This is a genomic window from Dokdonella koreensis DS-123, from assembly GCF_001632775.1.
In the GTDB taxonomy this organism is placed as follows: Bacteria; Pseudomonadota; Gammaproteobacteria; order Xanthomonadales; family Rhodanobacteraceae; genus Dokdonella; species Dokdonella koreensis.
This window is the reverse complement of sequence record NZ_CP015249.1, coordinates 4,372,871-4,393,019: the sequence shown is the minus strand read 5'-3', so window position 1 is coordinate 4,393,019 and position 20,149 is coordinate 4,372,871. Positions and strand designations below refer to the sequence as shown.

Sequence of the window (20,149 nt, the reverse complement as noted above, 5' to 3'; positions counted from 1 at the left end):
CCGACATGAACCGGCGCGTCCACCATTTCGGCGAGTGCAGCCTCGACATCGCCGCGCGCGAGCTGCGGCGCGACCGCGTACGGGTGGACCTGCCGCCGACCGTGTTCGACTGCATCGCCTACCTGGTCGAGCACCGCGACCGCGCGGTCGGCCGCGACGAACTGGTCGCGGCGGTCTGGGGCAAGGCCAGCGTCAGCGACACGATGCTCGGCAAGGCGATCCTGGCGGCGCGCCGCGCGGTCGGCGACAGCGCCGAAACCCAGGCGCTGCTGCGCACGGTGCCGCGCTTCGGCTATCACTGGGTAGGCCCGGTCACCGTCGAGGACGCGGTGCCGGCGCCGGCGATCGCGGGCGAGGCGATCGACCTGGCTGCACCGGCCGACGTCCCGACACCGGTGCGGCCGTCGCGCAGCGATTCCCGCCGGTGGCTGCTGGCTGCGCTGGTGCTCGGGCTGGCCGTGGTGGCGGGGCTGGCCTGGCTGCGCATCCGCCCGCCGGAGGCGCCGCCGGAAGCGCCCGCGACGGTGGCGCGCGCCGCCGACGGCCTGCCGGGCGACGCGATCGCGGTGCTGCCGGCCGAAGTGTTCGCGACGGACGATGACGCCTGGCTGCGCCTGGGCCTGATGGACCTGATCGCGACACGGCTGCGCACGGCCGGACTGCCGGTGCTGGCCAGCGACGGCATCGTCCGGCTGGTGCGGCCGGGCGTCGAGGGCGAGGCGGCGATCGCTGCGGTGCGGGTGGCGCTGGACGTGCGTCATCTGGTGCTTCCGGCGGTGCGCCGCACCGGCAAGGGCTGGGTGGTCCACGCCGACCTGATCGAGCCGGACGGCACACGACGGCCGCTGCAGGCGGAAGCCGACAGCGCGATCGCGGCCGGCGACACCGTGGTCGAGCGGCTGCTCGGCCAGTTCGGGCGGTCGGTGCCGACGCCGGCGGCGGCGATGGAGCTGTCGGCGACGGAGCTGGTCCAGCGCATCGACGCGGCGCGGCTGGCGGACGATACGGCCGGGGCACGGGCGCTGATCGAGGGTGCGGCGCCCGCGTTGCGCGACCTGCCGGCCGTGCGCCTGCGTGGCGCGCTGGTCGACCTGCGCACCGGCCGCTTCGCCGAGGGGCGTGCCGCATTGGATGCACTGCTGGCGGACGTGTCCGCCGAGACCGATCCGGTGCTGCATGCGCGCGTGCAGGACGGCCTGTGCATCGCGCTGAACCGGCTCGGCCAGATGGATGCGGGGCTGGCCGCCTGCGACCGTGCGATCGCCTTGCTCGAGACGCGCAACCAGCCGGCGCTGCTCGGGCACACCTACAACGACCGCGGCGTGATCCATGCGCGCATGCAGCGCCATGCGCTGGCCCAGGCCGATTTCGCGCGCGCGCGCATCGCGCTGAGCCTGGCCGGCGATCCGCTGCTGCTGGCGCGCGTGGACAGCAACGAGAGCACGCTGGAGATGGCGCAGGGACGCCAGGCCGAAGCATTGCCGATCCAGCAGCGGGCGGCGCGCCAGTTCGAGCGCTTTGGCCTGATCGACGAGCTCATGATCTCGCTGGCCAACCAGATCGGCGCGCACCTGGCGCTGCTGCAGCCGGCGTCGGCGCTGGCGGCGAGCGACCAGGGCTGGTCGTACCTGGGGCGCGTGCAGGATCGCGACGTGCGCAACCTGTTCCGCCACCAGCGCGCCGGCGCGCTGGAAGAAAACGGCCGGCTCGGCGAGGCGCGCATCCTGCTCGACGAGATGATCCGCGAGGCCGACGCCAGCCGCGACTGGCCGCAGCGGGCGATCGCCCAGGTCAGCCTGGCCGGCCTGGACCTTCGTCTCGGCGAGACCGAGACCGCATTGCTGCTGGCGCGGCAGGCGCTGCCGCACCTGCCGGGTCCGGAGTTCGACCGGTCGCGCGCGACCGGCTGGCGGATCGCCACCCAGGCGCTGCGGGTTCTCGGACGCCTGCCCGAGGCGGCTGAGGAGGTGCGCGCGTTCCGCGCCTGGGCGGCCACCACCGGCGATCCGATGGTCCGGCTCGACGCCATGCTGGCAGAGGCCGGGCAAGCGGCCGCCGAAGGCCGGTCCGGCGAGGCCCGGACCCTGTATGCGCAGGCGATGGACCTCGCGCGCCAGCGCGGTGCCGCCAATACGGCGGGCCGGGTGGTGGAGGCCTATGCCGGATTCCTGCTGGCGCAGGGCGACCTGGCCCAGGCCAGCACGGTCGTCGGGATGGCGGCCCGCTATGCCGACGTCGATTTCGATGCGGCCCTGCTGGAGGTCCGGCTGTACCACGCGCTCGGCCGGGCCGATGCCTGGCGCGATGCGCTGGCGACCGCCCGCCGGCTGGCCGGGGAACGGCCGATCCCGGCAGCGCTGCTGCGCGCGCCCGGCAGCGAGCCGGCGCTCGGCAACGGGTCGTGACGGCCGCCACCGCGCCGAATCACGTCCGAACGGCCGCCGAACAGAACCGGAACAGCCTCGGCATGGTGCCGCCCGGTGCACCGGGCCATGCTCGGTCGGTCTCCCCCGGCGGTCCGCCGCGCGGGGCTTTCCCGACCGTTTCGGAGTTCTCGATGAGCGCAACGCGTAGTCCGTCCTCTCCCCGGCAGATGCTGCGGCCCCACCCCCTGGCCCTCTGCCTGGCCTCCGCGCTGCTGGCGCCGGCCGCTGCTGCCGTCGCCGCACCGGCCGGCGGCGCGGTCCTCGTCGAGAACTGTGACGACGCGGGTGCCGGCAGCCTGCGTGCGGCGGTCGCCGCGGCGTCGAGCGGTGCCGAGATCGACCTGTCGGGTCTGGCCTGCGGCACGATCACGCTGACCAGCGGCGCCATCCCCGTGACCGCCGCCGATCTGCGCCTGACCGGTCCGGGCCGCAAGGCGCTCGCGATCAGCGGCGGCGACAGCGACCGCATCTTCGACCACAGCGGCACCGGGACGCTGTCGTTGACCGGCCTGACCCTCACGCACGGCAAGAGCGCCGGCGACGGCGGCTGCCTGCTGACCGCCGGCAACCTGACGCTGAGCGACGTCGCGGTCAGCGACTGCAGGGCCGCCGAAGCGAGCGTGGAGAACACCCGCGGCGGCGGCGCGGCGGTGGCCGGCAACGCCACGCTGACCGATGCCGAGTTCGTCGGCAACGTCGCCGACGGCAACCTGCTGGTGCGCGGCGGCGGCCTGGCCGTGGACGGCACGCTGCTCGCCACGCGCAGCCGGTTCGTCGACAACCGCGCGCACAGCCATACGGTCAGCGGCGGCAACATGTTCGGCAACATCACCGAAGGCGGCGGCCTGCGCGTCGGCGGCGACGCCCAGCTGATCGACAGCACGATCAGCGGCAACATCGCGTTCTCCGACAGCTACGAGGTGTTCGGCGGCGGCATCGCGGCCGGTGCGCGCGGCGGCAGCGCGCCGCTGGTGACGCTGGACATGGACGGCACGCGCATCGCCGAGAACACCGCCGAGAGCCAGTGCGGCGTCTGTGCGCCGCAGGGCGGCGGCATCTGGGCGCGCGGCGGCGGCAGCCTGAGCCGCATCGATGTGCTCGACAACGTCGTCACCTCGCCGGGCCACTACGGCGGCGGCGGCGGTCTGCGCTTCACCGGCACCGGCACCACGGTCGAGATCCTCGACAGCACGATCAGCGGCAATCGCGCCGCCTCGGCCGGCGGCGGCATGATCGCCCCGGGGCAAGGCACGGTATCGCTCGAGCGCACCCGGGTCATCGGCAACAGCGCCGGCAACGAGGGCGGCACCGACGAAGGCGGTGGCGGCATCCTTTCGTTCGGCGCGACCGTCAACCTGATGGCGAGCAGCATCACCGGCAACACCGCCGGCGCCGACGGCGGTGGCCTGGCCCTGCTCTACATGGAGTACGCGCCGGCCGACTCGATGATCGTCAACAGCACGATCTCCGGCAACGCCGGCCGCGAGGGCGGCGGCGTCATGGTCAGCGGCGGCCGCGTGCGCTTCAGCAACAGCACGGTCGCGTTCAACCAGGCCACGCGGCGCGGCGCCGGCATCAGCGGCGACTCCTATACCGAGCAGGTCGAGCTGACCAGTTCGATCGTTTCGGCCAACACGACCAATGGCCAGGCCAACCAGGTGTGGCTGTTCCCGAAGGCGATCGCCGGCTCGCACAACCTGATCGACAACGCCGGCGGCGCACCGGCGCAGATGCCGGCCGACACGATCACGCTCGACCCGCAGCTGCTGCCGCTGGCCGACAACGGCGGCCCGACCCTCAGCCATGCGCTGGCCGAGACGAGCCCTGCGATCGACGCCGGCACCAATGCGACCGGGCTCGCCACCGATCAGCGCGGTGGTGCGTACCTGCGCGAGTACGGCGCGGGCGTGGACATCGGCGCGCTGGAGCTGCAGCCGGTCGTCAACGACGACGTGCTGTTCCGCGACGATTTCGAACCCTAGAACGCGCGCCCGGCCGCTGGCACGTTGGTGGGAACGAGCGGTCCTTTCCTGGATCGCGCCGGCAGGCGGTTTCTCGACGGCCTGACGGGCGCGGGCCCGGGGTGTTCGCGATCGAGACGACGCGTCCGGTGATCTCGCACCGGGCGCGTGTCGCGCGGCAAAAGGTGGCACGGGCGGTTCCGGCAGGCTGCTAACCTGTCGGCATGAGTATTCCGGTCTATCGGTTCGGCCGCTTCCGGCTCGATGCGCAGGCGCGCGAGCTGTTCGAGGACGAGCGCCGCATCAGCCTCCCGCTCAGCACGATCGACTGCCTGATCCACCTGATCCGGCACCGTGACCGGCCGGTCGGCCGCGACGAGCTGGCGGCGGCGGTGTGGGGGCGGGTCGACGTCAGCGAGGTTTCGCTCAATCACGCCGTCATGCGCCTGCGCCGGCTGCTCGGCGACACCGGCAACGACCAGCGCATCATCCGCACCGTGCCGCGGCTGGGCTATCGCTGGGTCATGGACGGAACGGTCGAAGGGGTATCGGAGCCGGGCGCCGCGCCGGTCGATGCCGGTCCGCCGGCTGCGGGCGCGAGCGGAACGGCCGCACCCGCTTCCCGGTGGCGCCGCCGCGCCGTCTTCGCCGGCCTGGCCGCGGTCCTCGCGCTGATGCTGGCGGCAGGGGGATGGTGGCTGCACCGGAAGGCGGATCCGGTCGCGGCGACTCCGGCGCCGCTGGCGGCCCTGGTGCTGCCGGCGGAGGTCGATGCACCCGAGGATTGGCGCTGGCTGCGGCTGGGCCTGATGGACCTGGTCTCCAGTCACCTGCAACGCGGGAACTTCGCGACGGCACCGGGCGAGACGGTCGTCGCCCTGATCAAGGCGCAGGGCGGCGAGGCGGCGGTCGGCGCGCGGCACGACCTGGCGCGCTGGCTGATCCGCCCGAAGGCGGTGCAGGCCAACGGCGCCTGGACGGTCCGCATCGAGGCGCGCGACGGCACGCGCACGGTCCTCGTCGAGACCCGCGCGGACGATGCGGTGAAGGCGGCGCGCGAGGCGGCTGACGAGCTGCTGATAAAGCTCGGCCACACGCCGCCGGCGGACGTGTCCGGCGATGCGTCCCTGGCCCAGGAGACGCTGCAGCGGCGGGTCAACGCCGCCGTGCTGGCCGGGCAGCTGGATGTCGCGCGGGCCCTGATCGCCGGCGCCGCGTCGGCGTTGCAGGACCGCCCCGAGATCGCGCTCAGCCGCGCGTCGATCGAGTTCTTCTCCGGCGAGTACGAAGCCTGCCGCCGGCAGGTGGAGGCCTTGCTCGAACGCCTGCCGGCGGGTGATGGGCCGGTGCTGCGGGCGCGTGCGCTGAACACGCTGGGCGCCACGTACTTCCGGCTCGGGCGCATCGACGCGGCGGAGGCCGCCTACGCCGAGTCGATCGCGTTGACCGAGGACGCCGACGAGCCGGGGGTGCTCGCCCGCGCCTACATCGGCATCGGCGGCGTCGCCAGCCAGCGGATGCAGCTGGAAGCGGCGGCGATCAGCTACGGCCGTGCGCGCACGCTGCACGAACTGCGCAATGACGCGTTCGGCGTGGCGGCGGTGGACCTGAACCTCGGCATGAACGCGATGCAGCGCGGCCAGCCGGCGGCAGCCCTGCCGCTGCTGCGCAGCGCCGGCCAGCGTTTCGAGCAGCTCGCCGCCGAGGATGCGCTGGCGGCGACCCTGGCGGCCCAGGTCGACGTCGAGCTGCAGTTGCTCGATCCGGCCGCGGCACTGGCGATCAGCGAGCGCTTCGGGCCGATCCAGGCGCACGGCGGCAACCAGCGCCAGCGCTGGGAGCTGACGCTGTCGCGGGCGCGCGCGCTGGCCGCCGGCGGCCGGCTCGACGAGTCCGAGACGCTGGTGGCCCGGATCTTCGACGGCTCCGACGCGGTGGAGGATGCGGCGCTGCGGCTGCAGGCGACCGGTCTTTCCGCGCGCATCGCGCTGGCGCGCGGCCGGCCGGCCCGGGCGGCGGAACTGGCGGCCGACGCGCTGACGCCGGAGCTGCAGACGCGCAGCCGCCTGGACTACGCGCTGGTGTGGCTGACGCGCATCCGCGGGCTGCAGGGGGCGGCGACGTCGATGCGGCGCGAGCCGAGGTGGCCCGCCTGCGCGCCTGGAGCGAGGCCGATCCGAACCAGTCCGACCGGGTCTACGCGGCACTGGCCGAGGCCGGCCAGGCCGTCGCCGAGAACCGGCCGGACGCGGCGCTGCCGCAGTTCGCCGACGCGATGGATCGCGCGGCGCGGCGCGGCATCCCCGAGGAACTGGTCGCGGTCGGGCAGCCGTATGTCGACCAGCTGCTGGCGGCGGGCCGTGTCGAGGAGGCGGTCTCGGTCAACGGCCGTATCGCGCCCTGGGCCGACCGCGACCTGCGGGCCGCCTGGAGCGAGGCCCAGGTCTACCAGGCGCTCGGCAAGACCACGGTCGCGGCCGCGGCGCACGAGCGCGCCCTGCGCCTGGCTGGCGAACGGCCCTTGCCTGACGGGCTGGCTGCCCTGCCGTGAGCGTCGCCGGTCCCGGAACCGCGGATCTATCGCGTCGATACATCCGCGATACAGGCTTTTTACATGCAGACGTGTCCGATTGACGGGATCGTCGGGGCATCACGGCGGACCGCTCTTGCGGGCTCCGCGTTTCTCCCTCCCGCGCTCGAAGGCCCTATCCCATGACTGCGACCTCTCCCCGGCCCATCACCCCGGTCACGATCCGTTCGCTGCGCCGTGCCCTCGCGCTGGCGCTGGTCTGCGCCGCCGCCGGTGCCGGTGCCGCGCCGCAGTACCACCTGACCGTGCTCACCGCGCCGGACGCGGCCAACGTCACCGTCACCGACATCAACGATGCCGGCCAGGTGGTCGGTCACTACCAGAACGCCGATTTCGTGCGGGTGCCGGTGCTGTGGGACGGCGCCGGTGCCCATCCGCTCGCGGTGACGCCCGGCGTCGACGTCGACGGCATCGCCAAGGCGATCAACAATGCCGGCCAGATCGTGGGTACCGCCACCGATTTCTCCAGTGGCATCGCGGCGCTCCTGTGGGATGCCGCCGCGCCGGGTCCGTACACGGTGATCAGCCAGGCCGTCGGGGAGTCGGCCGAGCCCAATGACATCAACGACCAGGGCGTCGTCGCCGGCGGCAAGGGCGGCTTCGGCACCGGCGCGCCGAGCCGCGCGTTCGTCTGGACCGCGAAGGACGGCCTGGTCGACTACGGCCTGCCGGACGAGACGATGCCCGACCAGCAGGCGCGCTGGAATGCCCTCAACAATGCCGGCCGCTTGGTCGGCCACTGGAACCTGCACAGCTCCACGATCCATGCGGTGGCCGGCCAGGTGGGCGTGCCGGAGGTGCTCCCGATGAGCCCGATGACCGAGGACTTCGCCAGCATCGCGGTCGCGGTCAACGACGCCGGCATCGCGGTGGGCCTGGGCCTGTCGGTCACCGAGCCGGTGCTGGTGCCGGTGGTCTTCGCGCAGGACGGCACCTTCACCGAGCTCCCGGGCGCGACGCTGGACCAGACCAACGGCGGCGCCGTCGCGATCAACGCGGCCGGCGTGATCGTCGGCACCGCCGGCATCGGCACCGCCAGCGGCATCGTCCCCGGCCTGCGCGCCTGGGTGCACATCGACGGGACGACCTACGACCTGTACCAGCACGTCGACGATACTGCCGGCTTCACGCGCTTCTCCAATGCCGTGGCCATCAACGCGCACGGCGTGATCGTCGGTACCGGCCGGCTGGCCGACAACAGCATCGGCAGCTTCATGCTGACGCCGATCGTCACCGATCCGATCTTCGCCGACGGCTTCGATCCGACCCCGTAACGGCGCCCTACCGCTCGCCGGCCGCCGCTGCGGTGCCGCCCGCGCGGCGGGATCGCCGGCGGTGGCGCTTCAGCGGTGTCCGTACTTCTCGTTGAGCCGCCGGCCGAGCGCCTTGGTCAGCACGCGCGCCTCGCTCTTGCGCCGCAGCTGCGCTTCGAGGCTGTCGGCGGCGGCGGCCAGTTCGTCGCGCAGCTTGAGGTAGTTCTGCCAGCGCGCCGGGTCGAGCCGGCCCTCGGCCAGGGCCGCGCGGACCGCGCAACCGGGCTCGCTGGCGTGGGCGCAGTCGCCGAACCGGCAGCGCTGGGCCAGTTCCTCGATGTCGGCGAACTGGCTGCCGTCCAGGCTCTCCTCGCCGGTGAGCTTGATCTCGCGCATGCCCGGCGTGTCGATCAGGCAGCCGCCGGACGGCAGGCGCAGCAGCGCACGATGCGTGGTGGTGTGGCGGCCGCGGCTGTCGTTCTCGCGCACCGCGCCGGTGGCCTGGCGTGACTGGCCGAGCAGGCTGTTGGTCAGGGTCGACTTGCCGGCGCCCGAGGAGCCGACCAGGACCGCGCTGTCGCCCGGTCGCAGCCAGGCCAGCAGCGGCGCGACGCTGTCGGGCGACTTGGCGTTGACGGCCAGGATCTCGACCGGTGGCGGCACGCGCCGGCGCAGTTCGGCAATGGCGGCCGCCGCGTCGTGCGCCTGGTCGGCCTTGGTCAGCACGACCACCGGCAACGCCCCGCTCTCGGCGACCAGCAGCAGGTAGCGCTCGATGCGCGCCGGATTGAAATCCCCGTCCAGGCCCGTCACGACGAAGACGTGGTCGACATTGGTGGCGATGATCTGGCGCTGGTGGCGCTCACCGGCCGCCGCGCGGCTGAGCACGGTGCGCCGCGGCAACACGCGCTCGATCTGCGGCGGCGTGCCGGGAACGACCAGCACGAAATCGCCGACCGCGGGCCGCTCCAGCGGATCGGCGCCGGCCTTGAGGAAGCGTGGCGCCGGTTGGGCGTTGAAGGTGGCGGCGCCGTCGTCCAGCTGGTAGCCGGCACGGTGCTGGGCGCTGACCCGGGCCGGGAACGCGTCGGCGGGCGCATCGTCCGGCAGGGCCAGCGTGCGCCAGCCGATACGGGCCAGGCGGTCTTCCAGGTCGGCGGAGAGCTGCATCGGCGGCATTCTAGAGCGTGTCGAGGACGGCGGGCGAGTCGCGTCGGCGCCCCGGCCCCGGCAAGGAGCTTCCCGGCACGCGTCGGGCGATCCGGGGCGCGTCGCGGGCAGCGGCGGGGCGGCATCGGGGCAGCGCCTGGACGACTCTTGTGCAGCGCCGCGTATCGGCTAGCATGGCCCTTTCCTGCGCCCTGCGGGCGCGCCGAATCCCCTTACGTGCGGCTCATGGATCGTCCGATCGCCACCAGTTCCCGCCTCAACGAAGTCCGCTACGACATCCGCGGCCCGCTCAGCCGGCGGGCCCGTGAACTGGAGGCCGCCGGGGAGACGATCACCCGGCTCAACATCGGCAATCCGGGATTGTTCGGCTTCCGCGTGCCGGCCCACCTGCGCCAGGCGATCGCCGACGCGCTGCCGGCCAGCGAAGCCTACGGCCACCAGCAGGGCCTGCTGGCCGCGCGCGAGGCGATCGCCGTGGTCCAGCGCGCGCAAGGGTCCGCGCGGGTGGACGCCGAGCGGGTCTTCCTCGGCAACGGCGTCAGCGAGCTGATCGATCTCAGCATCCGCGCGATCGTCAACCCGGGTGACGAGGTGCTGGTGCCGGCGCCGGACTATCCGCTCTGGACGGCCGCGACCTTCCTCAACGGCGGCACGCCGGTCCACTACCCGTGCCCGGCCGCCGCGGACCACCTGCCCGATCCGGAGCGGATGGCCGCGCTGATCACGCCGCGCACGCGCGCGATCGTGCTCATCAACCCGAACAACCCGACCGGCGCGGTCTATCCGCGCCCGATCCTGGAGGCGATCGTCGCGCTGGCCGCACGCCACGGCCTGATCCTGCTGTCCGACGAGATCTACGACAGCGTCCTCTACGACGACGCCCGCTTCGTGCCGCTGGCGCCGCTGGCCGGCGACGTGCCCTGCATCAGCTACGGCGGCTTGTCCAAGGTGCACCTGGCCTGCGGCTACCGGGTCGGCTGGATGACCGTCAGCGGGGCCGACGCGCGCGTGCGCGAGCTGCTGATGGCGCTGGATCTGCTGGCGTCGATGCGCCTGTGCGCCAATGTGCCGGCGCAATGGGCGATCCAGCCGGCGCTGGAAGGGCCGAGCGCGATTGCCGGCCTGACCGCGCCGGGCGGCCGGCTGCACGAGGCGCGCGCCGCCCTGTGCCGCCGCGTGGCCGCGAGCGAATTCCTGCAGATGGTGGCGCCGCGCGCGGCGCTGTATGCGTTCCCGGGCGTCGATCCGGACCGGCTGCCGGGCTTCGACGACGAAGCCTTCGCGCTGGAGCTGCTCGAACGCGAAAACGTGCTGCTGGTACCCGGATCGAGCTTCAACGTGCCCTATCGCACGCATTTCCGCGTGACGCTGCTGCCGGAGCCGGCGGTGATCGACGAGGTCTTCGGGCGCATCGAGCGCACGCTGCAGGCGATCGCCGAGCGCGGCCATGCGCGGCGCCATGTCGCCTGAACGGCCGGCCGGCATGCGCTACCTGGCACTGGGGGATTCCTACACGATCGGCGAGGGCGTCGCGGCGGACGGGCGCTGGCCGGTCGTGCTGGCGGCGCGCCTGCGTGCCCGCGGCATCGCCCTGGACGCGCCGCGGATCGTCGCCACCACCGGCTGGACCACCGACGAGCTGGCAGCGGGCATCGACGCAGCCGCCTTGCAGCCCCCGTACGACCTGGTCAGCCTGCTGATCGGCGTCAACAACCAGTACCGCGGCCGCAGCATCTTCAACTTCCGGGACGAGTTCGCCGCCCTGCTCGCGCGCGCGGTGGCGCTGGCCGGCGGGCGCGCCGATCGCGTCTTCGTCGTTTCGATCCCGGACTGGGGCGTGACGCCGTTCGCGCGCGAGAAGAACCACGATCCGGCGCGCATCGCCGCCGCGATCGACACGTTCAACCGGACCGTCGAGGAGATCGCGGCCCAGGCCGGTGTTCCCCATGCCGACGTCACGACCGCGTCGCGCCGCGCCGGTGCGGCGCCGGACCTGCTGGTCGACGACGGCCTGCATCCGTCCGCCGCGCAGTACCTGCGCTGGCTCGACACGATCGAGCCGGTCGCGTGGAAGGTGCTGGCCGGCTGAGCCGGACCGGCCGCGGAGCCGGCGCGTGGCGCCGGCGGCGGCCTGCATCGACGGTGCCGGCGGACACGCCCTGTCGGGCCTGTCCGCCGGCCGGATCCATCAGGGTTCCCAGGGCAGCTGGGTGACCATGACCTCGACGCGACCGGTCGAGGAGATCCCGCGCGAATCGGTCACGGTGTAGTCGAACCAGTCCAGGCCCACGTAGCCGGGAAGGGCCCGGTAGTGGACGCGGCTGTCGGGCAGGATCGATACCTGGCCGTGGCCCGGCCCGGTGTGCTGGACGTCGGTGATCGTCATCGCATAGCCGCCCGGCGAGACGACGTGCCGCAGCACGTCGATCGTGACCTCGCCGCGCTTGAGCGCGCCGACGCGGAACGTGGTGGTGATCGGTGCGCCGTCGCCGCCGCCGGACGTGACGGTGATGCTGACGGTCGCGGTATCCACGCCGCCGTGGCCGTCGCTGACCGTGTAGGTGAAGCTGTCGCTTCCGGTGTAGCCGGTGGCCGGCGTGTAGCTGACCGCCGTGCCGGCGACGGTCGCACTGCCGTGCGCCGGCGTCGAGACCGCGGTGATCGTCAGCGCGTGGCCGTCCGGGCTGCTGTCGTTGGCGAGCACGTCGATCAGGTTGTTGCTCGAGTTCTGCGCGACCTGGGCGCTGTCGTCCTGGGCCAGCGGTGGCCGCGGGTCGTAGACCTTCGGGCCCAGCGTCGTGGTGGAGCTGGACTCCTCGTAGCGATAGACGTCCACCGTCCGCTTGTGCTGCGCGGGGTTGCGCAGGGCGCGGTCGATCCAGGCCGGCGAGGCCTTCACCGGCTCGCGCACCCATTCGACGACGGTCCGGGGCTCCGGCGCAGGGACCGGTGCGGCGGTCTCCTCGATGGTCAGGAACTCGACGTCGACGCGACGGTTCTTCTGCCGGTTGGCCGGCGTGTCGTTCGGGAAGCTCGGGTTGAGTTCGCCTTCGCCGCGCGCGTCGATCTGGTCGGCCGGGATCCCGCGCGAGGCCAGGTAGTCCTTCGCGCTGTCGGCACGGCGCTCGGACAGCCGCTGGTTGTAGGTCTCGTTGCCGATCGAGTCGGTGTGGCCCACCACCGCGATGCGGCTGACGCGCTGGTCCGAATCGAGCTTGGCCAGCAGCGCATCGAGCGCGGCGATCGCGTCCGGGCGCAAGGTGGAGGCGTCGAAGTCGAAGAACGCGTCACCGTCCAGGCGCACCTCGTTGCGGATCAGCTGCGGCTCCGGTGCGGGGGCGGCGTCGGCGACCTGGCGCTGGACCTCGACTTCGCGGAACGGCTCGACCGGGCGGAAGCTCTCGCCGCCGAACGCGTAGCGCAGCATCAGCCAGCCGCGGGTATCGTCGCGGTCGGTCTCGAACTTGCCGTCCTTGCGCAGGTACTCGCCGTCCAGCGAGAGGCTGAAGCCGCTGTTGCGGAAGTACTTGTCCAGGCCGATCGAGAAGGTCTGCTGGTCCGAGTCGTGCTTGCCGCGCTCGTAGTCCAGGCCGCCGCGCAGGCGCAGCAGCGGCTGCTCGAAGTAGCGGCCGAACCGCGCACCGATACCGTTGTCGTAGGGACGATCGAAGAAGCGCGTGATGGTCTCGACCGTCTCGACCTGCGAATAGTCGCCGTTGGCGTCGCTGCCGCGGATGACCGTCTCGACGACGCCGGTGGTCGTGTTGACGAGGCGCTCGTCGGTGACGGCATGGCTGAGGTAGCCGTCGATGAAGAAGTTCTCCTTCTCCAGGCCCAGGCCCAGGCTGACCTTGCGATCCTTCCAGCGGTTCTGGTCGCCGGCCGCGAACACCTTGAGCACGCCCTTGCCGTCGACGACGCCGTCGTCGGTGGTCTTGCCGTACAGCCAGTGGTAGTCGATCTGCACGCCGCCGGCCCCGCCGTCGCCGAGCCACAGCTGGCCGATCCAGGCGCGGTCGTCCTTCTTGCCGAAGACCCCGAGGATCTCGCCGAGGACGTCGCCGTCGTCGTCGATGCCGAGCGACACGCGCGCGTTGGTGCCGACGTAGGTGACCGGTACCGAGGCATCGCCGCGGGGTGGCGCCGGATCGGCGGGAGGTTGGGCGGCCGCGGAGGCGGCCAGCAAGCCGCACAGTGCGAGGCTGGACAGCAAGGACGGTGGACGCAGGTTCATGGGTTCCCTCTCGAAATGATTGCGGTACGTGTTCCGGAAACGGACTGCCCCCGGCATCCGGCAGGGACCGGAAGCCACAGGAATCGACGCACATCGCGCCTCCCGCAGGCGCCACGCCGCACCAGGCAAAGCCCGGTGTGCCCGCCGGCCATTCCCGATGGCCGGCGGTGGGCGTGCATCCGGTTCCCGCGCCGGATGCGCGCGCCGCCGGGCAGACGCGCGCTGCGCTTCTGCTCGACGAACGCTAACCCCTTGAAACGATTATGAGCCAAGCTTACCTCTCAATCCAAGCCGACGGGCACGGCACGCTGCCGTATCATCCGCCGGCGTTTCGCTCCCTGAGGATCTGCCGATGTCCGCCGTCCGTAGCCGTATCGAGGCCTTGCTGGCCGCCCATCCCGTCGTCCTGTTCATGAAAGGCACGCGCGAGGCGCCGCGCTGCGGCTTCTCGGCGGCCGCGGTCGAGCGGCTCGACGACGTGCTGGAGGACTACCTGGGCGTGGACGTGCTGGCCGACGAGGCGATTCGGCAAGGCATCAAGGACTACGGCAACTGGCCCACGATCCCGCAGCTGTACGTCAATGGCGAGCTGGTCGGCGGATCGGACATCATCCAGGGCCTCTACGACAGCGGCGAGCTGCATCGGCTGTTCGGCCGCCCGGAGCCGGACCGGACGCCGCCGGACCTGGCGATCTCCGACCGTGCCGTCGAGGCCATCCGGGAAGCGATGACCGACGCCGGCGAAGCCAGGCTGTTCCTGGCCATCGACGGGCGCTTCCAGCCGCAGTTCCAGTTCCGGGAAGCCGGTGCCGGCGACATCGTCGTCGATGCCAACGGCCTGGAAGTGCGTTTCGACGCCGCCAGCGCACGGCGCGCGCACGGCGCGCGCATCGACTGGGTCGAGACCGCGCATGGCAGCGGCCTGTCGATCCAGCTTCCGATGGCACCCAAGGGCGTGCGCGACCTGGACGTGCACGCCCTGCAGCAGCGGCTGGCGGCTGGGGACATCACGGTGATCGACGTGCGGCCGGCCGCGGACCGGGCCGTGGCGCCGTTCGCCGGCGCCGAGGTGCTCGACGCCGACTCCCATGCCCGCCTGGCGGCCCTGGACAAGGACACGCCGATCGCCTTCCTGTGCCACCACGGCAATTCCAGCCGGCAGGCCGCCGAGCACTTCCGCGAGCACGGCTTTCGGGACCTGTACAACGTCACCGGCGGCATCGACGCCTGGTCCCGCGCGATCGACCCGTCGATCCCGCGCTACTGACGAGGCCGTCGCGACGGTCGCCGGCCGCGCCCTTGTACCGGCCGGCGAGGAACCCTGCCGGCGGGACGTTGTCGAGAAGACCCGGGTTGCGATCGTCCTGGGGCATCTGGCCGCGGCGGTTGCCGCATCGGGCGCCGGCCGGTAGCCTTGCGGGTCGATCGCACCGGTCGCGTGCCGTCGACATCGGTCGGCTGCCGCGCGCGATCGCATACCCGGCGTGACACCGTCGCGGAAGACCATCTCCGGGACGGACTCGGATTTTCCCGGAATACCTCACCCCGGCCGCGACGCGGCCCAGCAGCGGTTGTCTCCATGCGCAAGTCGTCCAGCCTTCGATACCTCGGCCCGTCCCTGGCCGGTCTTCTGATGTTCGCCCTGCCGGCCGCGGCCTGGGCCTGTTCCGGGCGCGCGCACATCGAAGTCATGCAATCGGGGGTCTATGCCCTCGACCATGCCGCCCTGGTCGCGGCGCAGCCGGGGCTGGCGGACTGCGCGGCCGATGACCTGGTCCTGCAGCATCGCGACGGCGAAGTGCCGATCCGCGTCGTCGGTGCCGCCGACGGACGCTTCGGTCCCGGCAGCCGCATCGAATGGGTCGGCCACCAGCTGCACGGACCGGAAAGCTGGAACGACGCCTACAGCATCAACAACGTCTACCTGCTCGGCGCGGCGCCCGGACCGCACAAGCGCATCGCCGACGCGGCGCCGGCCGGCGGCAAGGCCGGCCTCGCCGGCCTGCAGCGCACGCTGCACCTGGAGCAGGACAACCTGATGATCCGGCTCGACATGTCCCAGCAGCAGCCGGGGCAGGAGCCGGACGTGTGGCAGTGGGCCAAGCTGACGCACGTGGACCCGCAACCGTTCACCACCAGCTTCGACCTTCCGGACCTGGCCGCGCGCGGTCCCGATGTCGCGCTGACCCTGAACTTCCGTGGCCTGTCCACGCTGTTCGCGCCCAACAACCTGAAGGGCAGCAAGCCGGCCGACCACCACGTGGAACTGCGCGTCAACGGCCGGCTGCTGACCGCATTGGAGTGGGACAAGCGCGACGAGGTACGCAAGGACGTCAAGGTTCCGCTGGGCCTGCTCGAGGAGCGTGGCAACACGCTGGAGATGCGCATCCCCAAGCGCCCGGTGCCGTGGCAGCCGCAGAACGACGTCGTCGACGTCGTGATGTTCAACTGGGCCGAGGTGCGCTATCCGATCGCCGGCGACCTCGACGCCGGGGTCTTCGCGCTGGCCGTGCGCGACCAGCCGGCCGCCGACCAGGAGCTGCGCTTCCAGGGCGCCGGTGCGCCGGTGCTGTTCGGCGACGACGGCGTGCGCCGGCCCGGCGAGGTACTGGCCGACGGCCGCTACCGGTTCGCCCCGGCACCGGTGGACGTGGACCAGTATCCGGCGCTGGACGGCCAGCTCGCGGCTCCCGTGCGGGTGCGCGCGGCGGCGGACGGCACCGACTGGCGTGCTCCGGCACACGGCTATGACTACCTGATCGTCAGCCATGCCTCGCTGATGGACGCCGTGCGCCCGCTGGCCGAGTTCCATCGCCAGCGCGGACTCAAGGTCGCGATGATCGATCCGCAGGAGGCCTACGACCAGTTCAACGGCGGCATCAGCCATCCGCAGGCGATCCGCAACCTGGTCGATACCGCGTGGAACGAATGGCCCGAGCCGCGGCCGCGCTTCCTGCTGCTGGTGGGCAAGGCCAGCTTCGACATCCGTCACGACACCTACGACGACGGCCGCTACGCGAAGTGGACGAACATGGAGCTGCTGTACCCGAACCAGTTCGGCGGCATCGCCAGCACGTCCAATCCGAACCGGACCGAGAAGCTCGCAGACAGCAACCTGATTCCGACCTGGCAGTTCCCGTCCCCGGAAGGCCAGTCGGCCAGCGACAACGGCTTCGTCACCGTCGGGCGCGAGAAGCTGCCCCGGGGCGAGCAGGAATGGAAGCCGGTGCTGGCGGTCGGGCGCTTCCCGGTCGTCAAGCCCGAGGAAGTGACCGCGATCGTCAACAAGACGATCAACTACATGACCAATCCGCCGGTCGGCCGCTGGCGCCGCGAGGCGATGATGATCACCGACGACAGCGAGTACTTCCACACCCTGTCCGACGACCTGGCCAATTCTCTCGACGAGCAGGGCTTCGCGACCTCGCGCATCTACGCGCACAAGGAAGAGGAGCACAACGTCGCGCACCAGTCGGCGATCCGCGACGGACTCAACGAAGGCCAGCTGCTGGTGCATTTCATCGGCCACGGCGGCCGCTACATCTGGCGCACCGGTGCGCCGGACGTGCGCAAGAACCACGACCTGTTCACGCTCGACGACGTGTCCAACCTCAGCAACGGCGGGCGCCTGCCGGTGATCCTGTCGATGACCTGCTACTCGGCGCCGTTCGACAACCCCAGCGAGGACTCGATCGGCGAGCGCTTCCTGCGCGAGGCCGACCGCGGCGCGGTCGCGGTGTTCGCCGCTTCGTGGCGCAACAGTCCGTCGCCGGCCTTCAGCAAGGCGCTGATGACCGAGATTCTGGAGCCGGGACAGACCATCGGCGAAGGCATCGTCAAGGCCAAGAACGCGATCAACAACCGGATCCTGGTCGAGATGTACAACCTGCTGGGCGATCCGGCGCTGGTCATGGAGCTGCCGCGCGATCCGTTGCACATCGCGCGCGACGGCGATCGCTGGAGCCGCGACCTGCTGGTGGCGCTGCCGATGCAGCGCTTCAACGGCGAGGTCGTCGTCGACTGGGTCGACGCGACCGGCAAGAAGCAGACGACCCGCACCTATCGCACCGACCAGCCGCGCTTCCGGCTGCCGATCCCGCGGCTGCCCGACGGCGAGCCGGCCAAGCTGCGCGCCTATGCCTACGACCTGGTCACCGGCAAGGACGCCCTGGGCACGTTCGTGCTGCACGCGCCGCCGGTCGAACCGGCCGAGCCGGCCGCTGCCGCCAAGTCCGCGGTTCCGGCGACGCCCGCCACGGCCGCACCGGCCAAGGCGGCGGCAGCTCCCGCCCACTAGCGCCTGCGGTGACCTCCGTGCCCGTGTGCGCCCGCGACCGACCCTTGCGGGCGCTGCTGGAGCTGGCACGGCCGGAGCAGTGGATCAAGAACGGCTTCGTACTGCTGCCGCTGATCTTCGCCCATGCGGCGTTCGACCCGGTCGCCCTGCGCGGCGCGGCGATCGCCGTGCTGGCATTCTGCCTGGCCTCCTCGGCGGTGTACGCCGGCAACGATCTGGTCGACGTCGAACGCGACCGCCGTCATCCCGAGAAGCGGCTGCGGCCGCTGGCGCGCGGCGCGCTGGGCGCACCCCAGGCGCGGATCTTCGCCATCTCGACGGCAGCGGCGGCGCTGGCGGTGGCGGCCTTCGACGGCTGGCCGCTGGTGGTGGTGATCGCGCTCTATCTCGGCCTGCAGGTCGCCTACACCCTGGCGCTCAAGCGCGTCGCCTACCTCGACGCCATCGTGCTCGCGGCCGGATTCCTGCTGCGCATCGTCGGTGGCGGCGTCGGACCGGACATCCCGTTGACGCCGTGGATCGTGGTGGTCGGGTTCCTGGTCGCCCTGCTGCTGGCACTCGGCAAGCGCCAGGGTGATCTGGCGCAATCGGTCGATCCGGCGGCGCGCGCGGCCAGCGGCTACCGGCTCGAAACGCTCAACCGGGCGCTGGTCACCGTCGCGCTGGCGACGCTCGGCGCCTACGTGCTCTACACCGTGTCGGCCGATGTCCTGGCGCGCCACGGTGCGCATCCGCTGGTGTGGTCGACGCCGTGGGTGGCGCTCGGCCTGCTGCGCTACCTGTGGCTGGCGCTGCGGCGCGGTGCCGGCGGCAATCCCAGCCGGCTGGTCCTGCGCGATCGCTGGCTGCTGCTGGCGGTCGCCGGCTGGCTGGCGACGCTGGGCGTGATCCTGTACGGCTGAAGCGGAACGGTGGCGGTGGCGCGACCGCGCGGCCTGGACGGGCCGCCGATGCAGCGCTTCCCCGGGTGATGCGATACTTCGCCTTTGCCGCCGCCTCTGCGGCTCATGGGTTCGATTCTCGATGAAGAACAAACGCCGTTCCGCCATCGGCACCCGCGCGATCCACGCAGGCCAAAGCCCCGATCCGTCGACCGGCGCGATCATGGTGCCGATCTACGCCACCTCGACCTACGTCCAGGACAGCCCGGGCGTGCACAAGGGCTACGAGTACTCGCGCACGCAGAACCCCACCCGCATGGCGTACGAGCGCTGCGTGGCGGACCTGGAGGGTGGCCGCCAGGGCTATGCGTTCGCGTCGGGGCTGGCGGCCGCGGCCACGGTGCTGGACCTGCTCGACAGCGGCAGCCACGTCATCGCGATGGACGATCTGTACGGCGGCAGCTACCGCCTGTTCGAGCGCGTGCGACGCCGGTCGGCCGGGCTCGACTTCAGCTTCGTCGATCTCGCAGACCCGAAGGTGCTGGCCGCGGCGCTCAAGCCCAACACGCGGATGATCTGGGTGGAGACGCCGACCAATCCGATGCTCAAGCTGGTCGATCTGGACCGGGTTGCGGCGTTCGCGCGCAAGCACGGCCTGATCCTGGTCGTGGACAACACGTTTTCGTCGCCGATCCTGCAGCGGCCGCTCGAACGGGGTGCCCACCTGGTGCTGCATTCGGCCACCAAGTACCTCAACGGCCACTCGGACATCGTCGGCGGCATCGTCGTCGCCGGCGACGATCCGGCGCTCGCCGAGCAGATGGCGTTCCTGCACAACTCGGTCGGGGCCGTGGCCGGCCCGTTCGACGCATTCCTCGCCCTGCGTGGCCTGAAGACGCTGCACCTGCGCATGCGCGCGCACTGCGAGAACGCGCTGGCGCTCGCCCAGTGGCTGGAAAAGCACCCGGCGATCGAGCGCGTGATCTATCCGGGCCTGGCGTCGCATCCGCAGCACCGGCTGGCACGGCGCCAGATGGACGGCTACGGCGGCATCGTCACGATCGAGGTCAAGGGCGGCCTGCGCAAGGCGCGGCGGATGCTGGAGCGCTGCCACCTGTTCGCGCTGGCCGAATCGCTCGGCGGCGTCGAGAGCCTGGTCGACCACCCGGCGATCATGACCCACGCGTCGATTCCGCCCGCGCAGCGCAAGAAGCTCGGCATCAGCGACGGCCTGGTGCGCCTGTCGGTCGGCGTGGAGGATCTGGCCGACCTGCGTGACGAGCTTGCGGCCGCGCTGGGCTGAACACACGGGGCACGGCGATGGAGGCATGGGGCTG

Annotated in this window: 12 protein-coding genes and 1 pseudogene; 11 read left to right on the top strand and 2 right to left on the bottom strand. The window is 72.0% G+C overall.

Annotation, left to right across the window (positions count from 1 at the left end; translation table 11 throughout):
* The first annotated feature begins 5 nt into the window (after nucleotides 1-5).
* The 5 genes and pseudogenes from I596_RS17765 (at nucleotide 6) to I596_RS18865 (ending at nucleotide 8,251) form a co-directional block, all read left to right on the top strand.
* A complete protein-coding gene (locus I596_RS17765) occupies nucleotides 6-2,405 on the top strand; it encodes a winged helix-turn-helix domain-containing protein (RefSeq protein WP_067651089.1) in 2,400 nt (799 codons plus the stop codon).
* Between the two features lie 152 nt (nucleotides 2,406-2,557).
* Nucleotides 2,558-4,408, top strand: a complete 1,851-nt coding sequence (locus I596_RS17760) for a choice-of-anchor Q domain-containing protein (RefSeq protein ID WP_150132249.1) — start codon at nucleotides 2,558-2,560, stop codon at nucleotides 4,406-4,408.
* A 203-nt stretch (nucleotides 4,409-4,611) separates the two neighbouring features.
* A pseudogene (locus tag I596_RS19335) lies at nucleotides 4,612-4,845 on the top strand (winged helix-turn-helix domain-containing protein); the annotation flags it as partial.
* A 1,685-nt stretch (nucleotides 4,846-6,530) separates the two neighbouring features.
* Entirely contained in the window at nucleotides 6,531-6,938 is a 408-nt protein-coding gene (locus tag I596_RS19120) for a hypothetical protein (protein ID WP_067651081.1), read from the top strand.
* A gap of 161 nt (nucleotides 6,939-7,099) precedes the next feature.
* Nucleotides 7,100-8,251 carry a hypothetical protein gene (locus I596_RS18865; protein ID WP_067651079.1) on the top strand — a complete coding sequence of 384 codons (1,152 nt, stop codon included), beginning with the start codon at nucleotides 7,100-7,102 and terminating at the stop codon, nucleotides 8,249-8,251.
* 69 nt (nucleotides 8,252-8,320) lie between these two features.
* On the opposite strand, the gene rsgA is transcribed toward I596_RS18865, so the two are convergent.
* Nucleotides 8,321-9,400, bottom strand: coding sequence for a ribosome small subunit-dependent GTPase A (gene rsgA / locus I596_RS17740; RefSeq protein ID WP_067651076.1), 1,080 nt, complete (start codon nucleotides 9,398-9,400; stop codon nucleotides 8,321-8,323).
* A gap of 225 nt (nucleotides 9,401-9,625) precedes the next feature.
* Between rsgA and I596_RS17735 the strand changes: the two genes are divergently transcribed.
* Together I596_RS17735 and I596_RS17730 are read left to right on the top strand one after the other, a co-directional pair.
* A complete protein-coding gene (locus tag I596_RS17735; RefSeq protein WP_067651073.1) occupies nucleotides 9,626-10,870 on the top strand; it encodes an aminotransferase class I/II-fold pyridoxal phosphate-dependent enzyme in 1,245 nt (414 codons plus the stop codon).
* Nucleotides 10,860-11,489, top strand: coding sequence for an SGNH/GDSL hydrolase family protein (locus I596_RS17730; protein ID WP_223303876.1), 630 nt, complete (start codon nucleotides 10,860-10,862; stop codon nucleotides 11,487-11,489). The genes I596_RS17735 and I596_RS17730 overlap by 11 nt, the downstream gene beginning before the upstream one ends.
* Nucleotides 11,490-11,588: 99 nt before the next feature.
* On the opposite strand, the gene I596_RS17725 is transcribed toward I596_RS17730, so the two are convergent.
* A complete protein-coding gene (locus tag I596_RS17725; protein ID WP_067651067.1) occupies nucleotides 11,589-13,634 on the bottom strand; it encodes an Ig-like domain-containing protein in 2,046 nt (681 codons plus the stop codon).
* Between the two features lie 352 nt (nucleotides 13,635-13,986).
* On the opposite strand from I596_RS17725, the gene grxD reads away from it, so the two are divergent.
* The 4 genes from grxD (at nucleotide 13,987) to I596_RS17705 (ending at nucleotide 20,115) form a co-directional block, all read left to right on the top strand.
* Complete coding sequence (gene grxD, locus I596_RS17720) at nucleotides 13,987-14,901, top strand: Grx4 family monothiol glutaredoxin (protein ID WP_067651064.1); 915 nt, start codon at nucleotides 13,987-13,989, stop codon at nucleotides 14,899-14,901.
* A 312-nt stretch (nucleotides 14,902-15,213) separates the two neighbouring features.
* Complete coding sequence (locus I596_RS17715; RefSeq protein WP_150132248.1) at nucleotides 15,214-17,931, top strand: C25 family cysteine peptidase; 2,718 nt, start codon at nucleotides 15,214-15,216, stop codon at nucleotides 17,929-17,931.
* Between the two features lie 17 nt (nucleotides 17,932-17,948).
* Nucleotides 17,949-18,833 (top strand): UbiA prenyltransferase family protein, encoded by an 885-nt coding sequence (locus I596_RS17710; protein ID WP_223303875.1) that lies wholly within the window; start codon nucleotides 17,949-17,951, stop codon nucleotides 18,831-18,833.
* Between the two features lie 121 nt (nucleotides 18,834-18,954).
* Nucleotides 18,955-20,115 carry a trans-sulfuration enzyme family protein gene (locus I596_RS17705; protein ID WP_067651051.1) on the top strand — a complete coding sequence of 387 codons (1,161 nt, stop codon included), beginning with the start codon at nucleotides 18,955-18,957 and terminating at the stop codon, nucleotides 20,113-20,115.
* The last annotated feature ends 34 nt before the right edge of the window (nucleotides 20,116-20,149 follow it).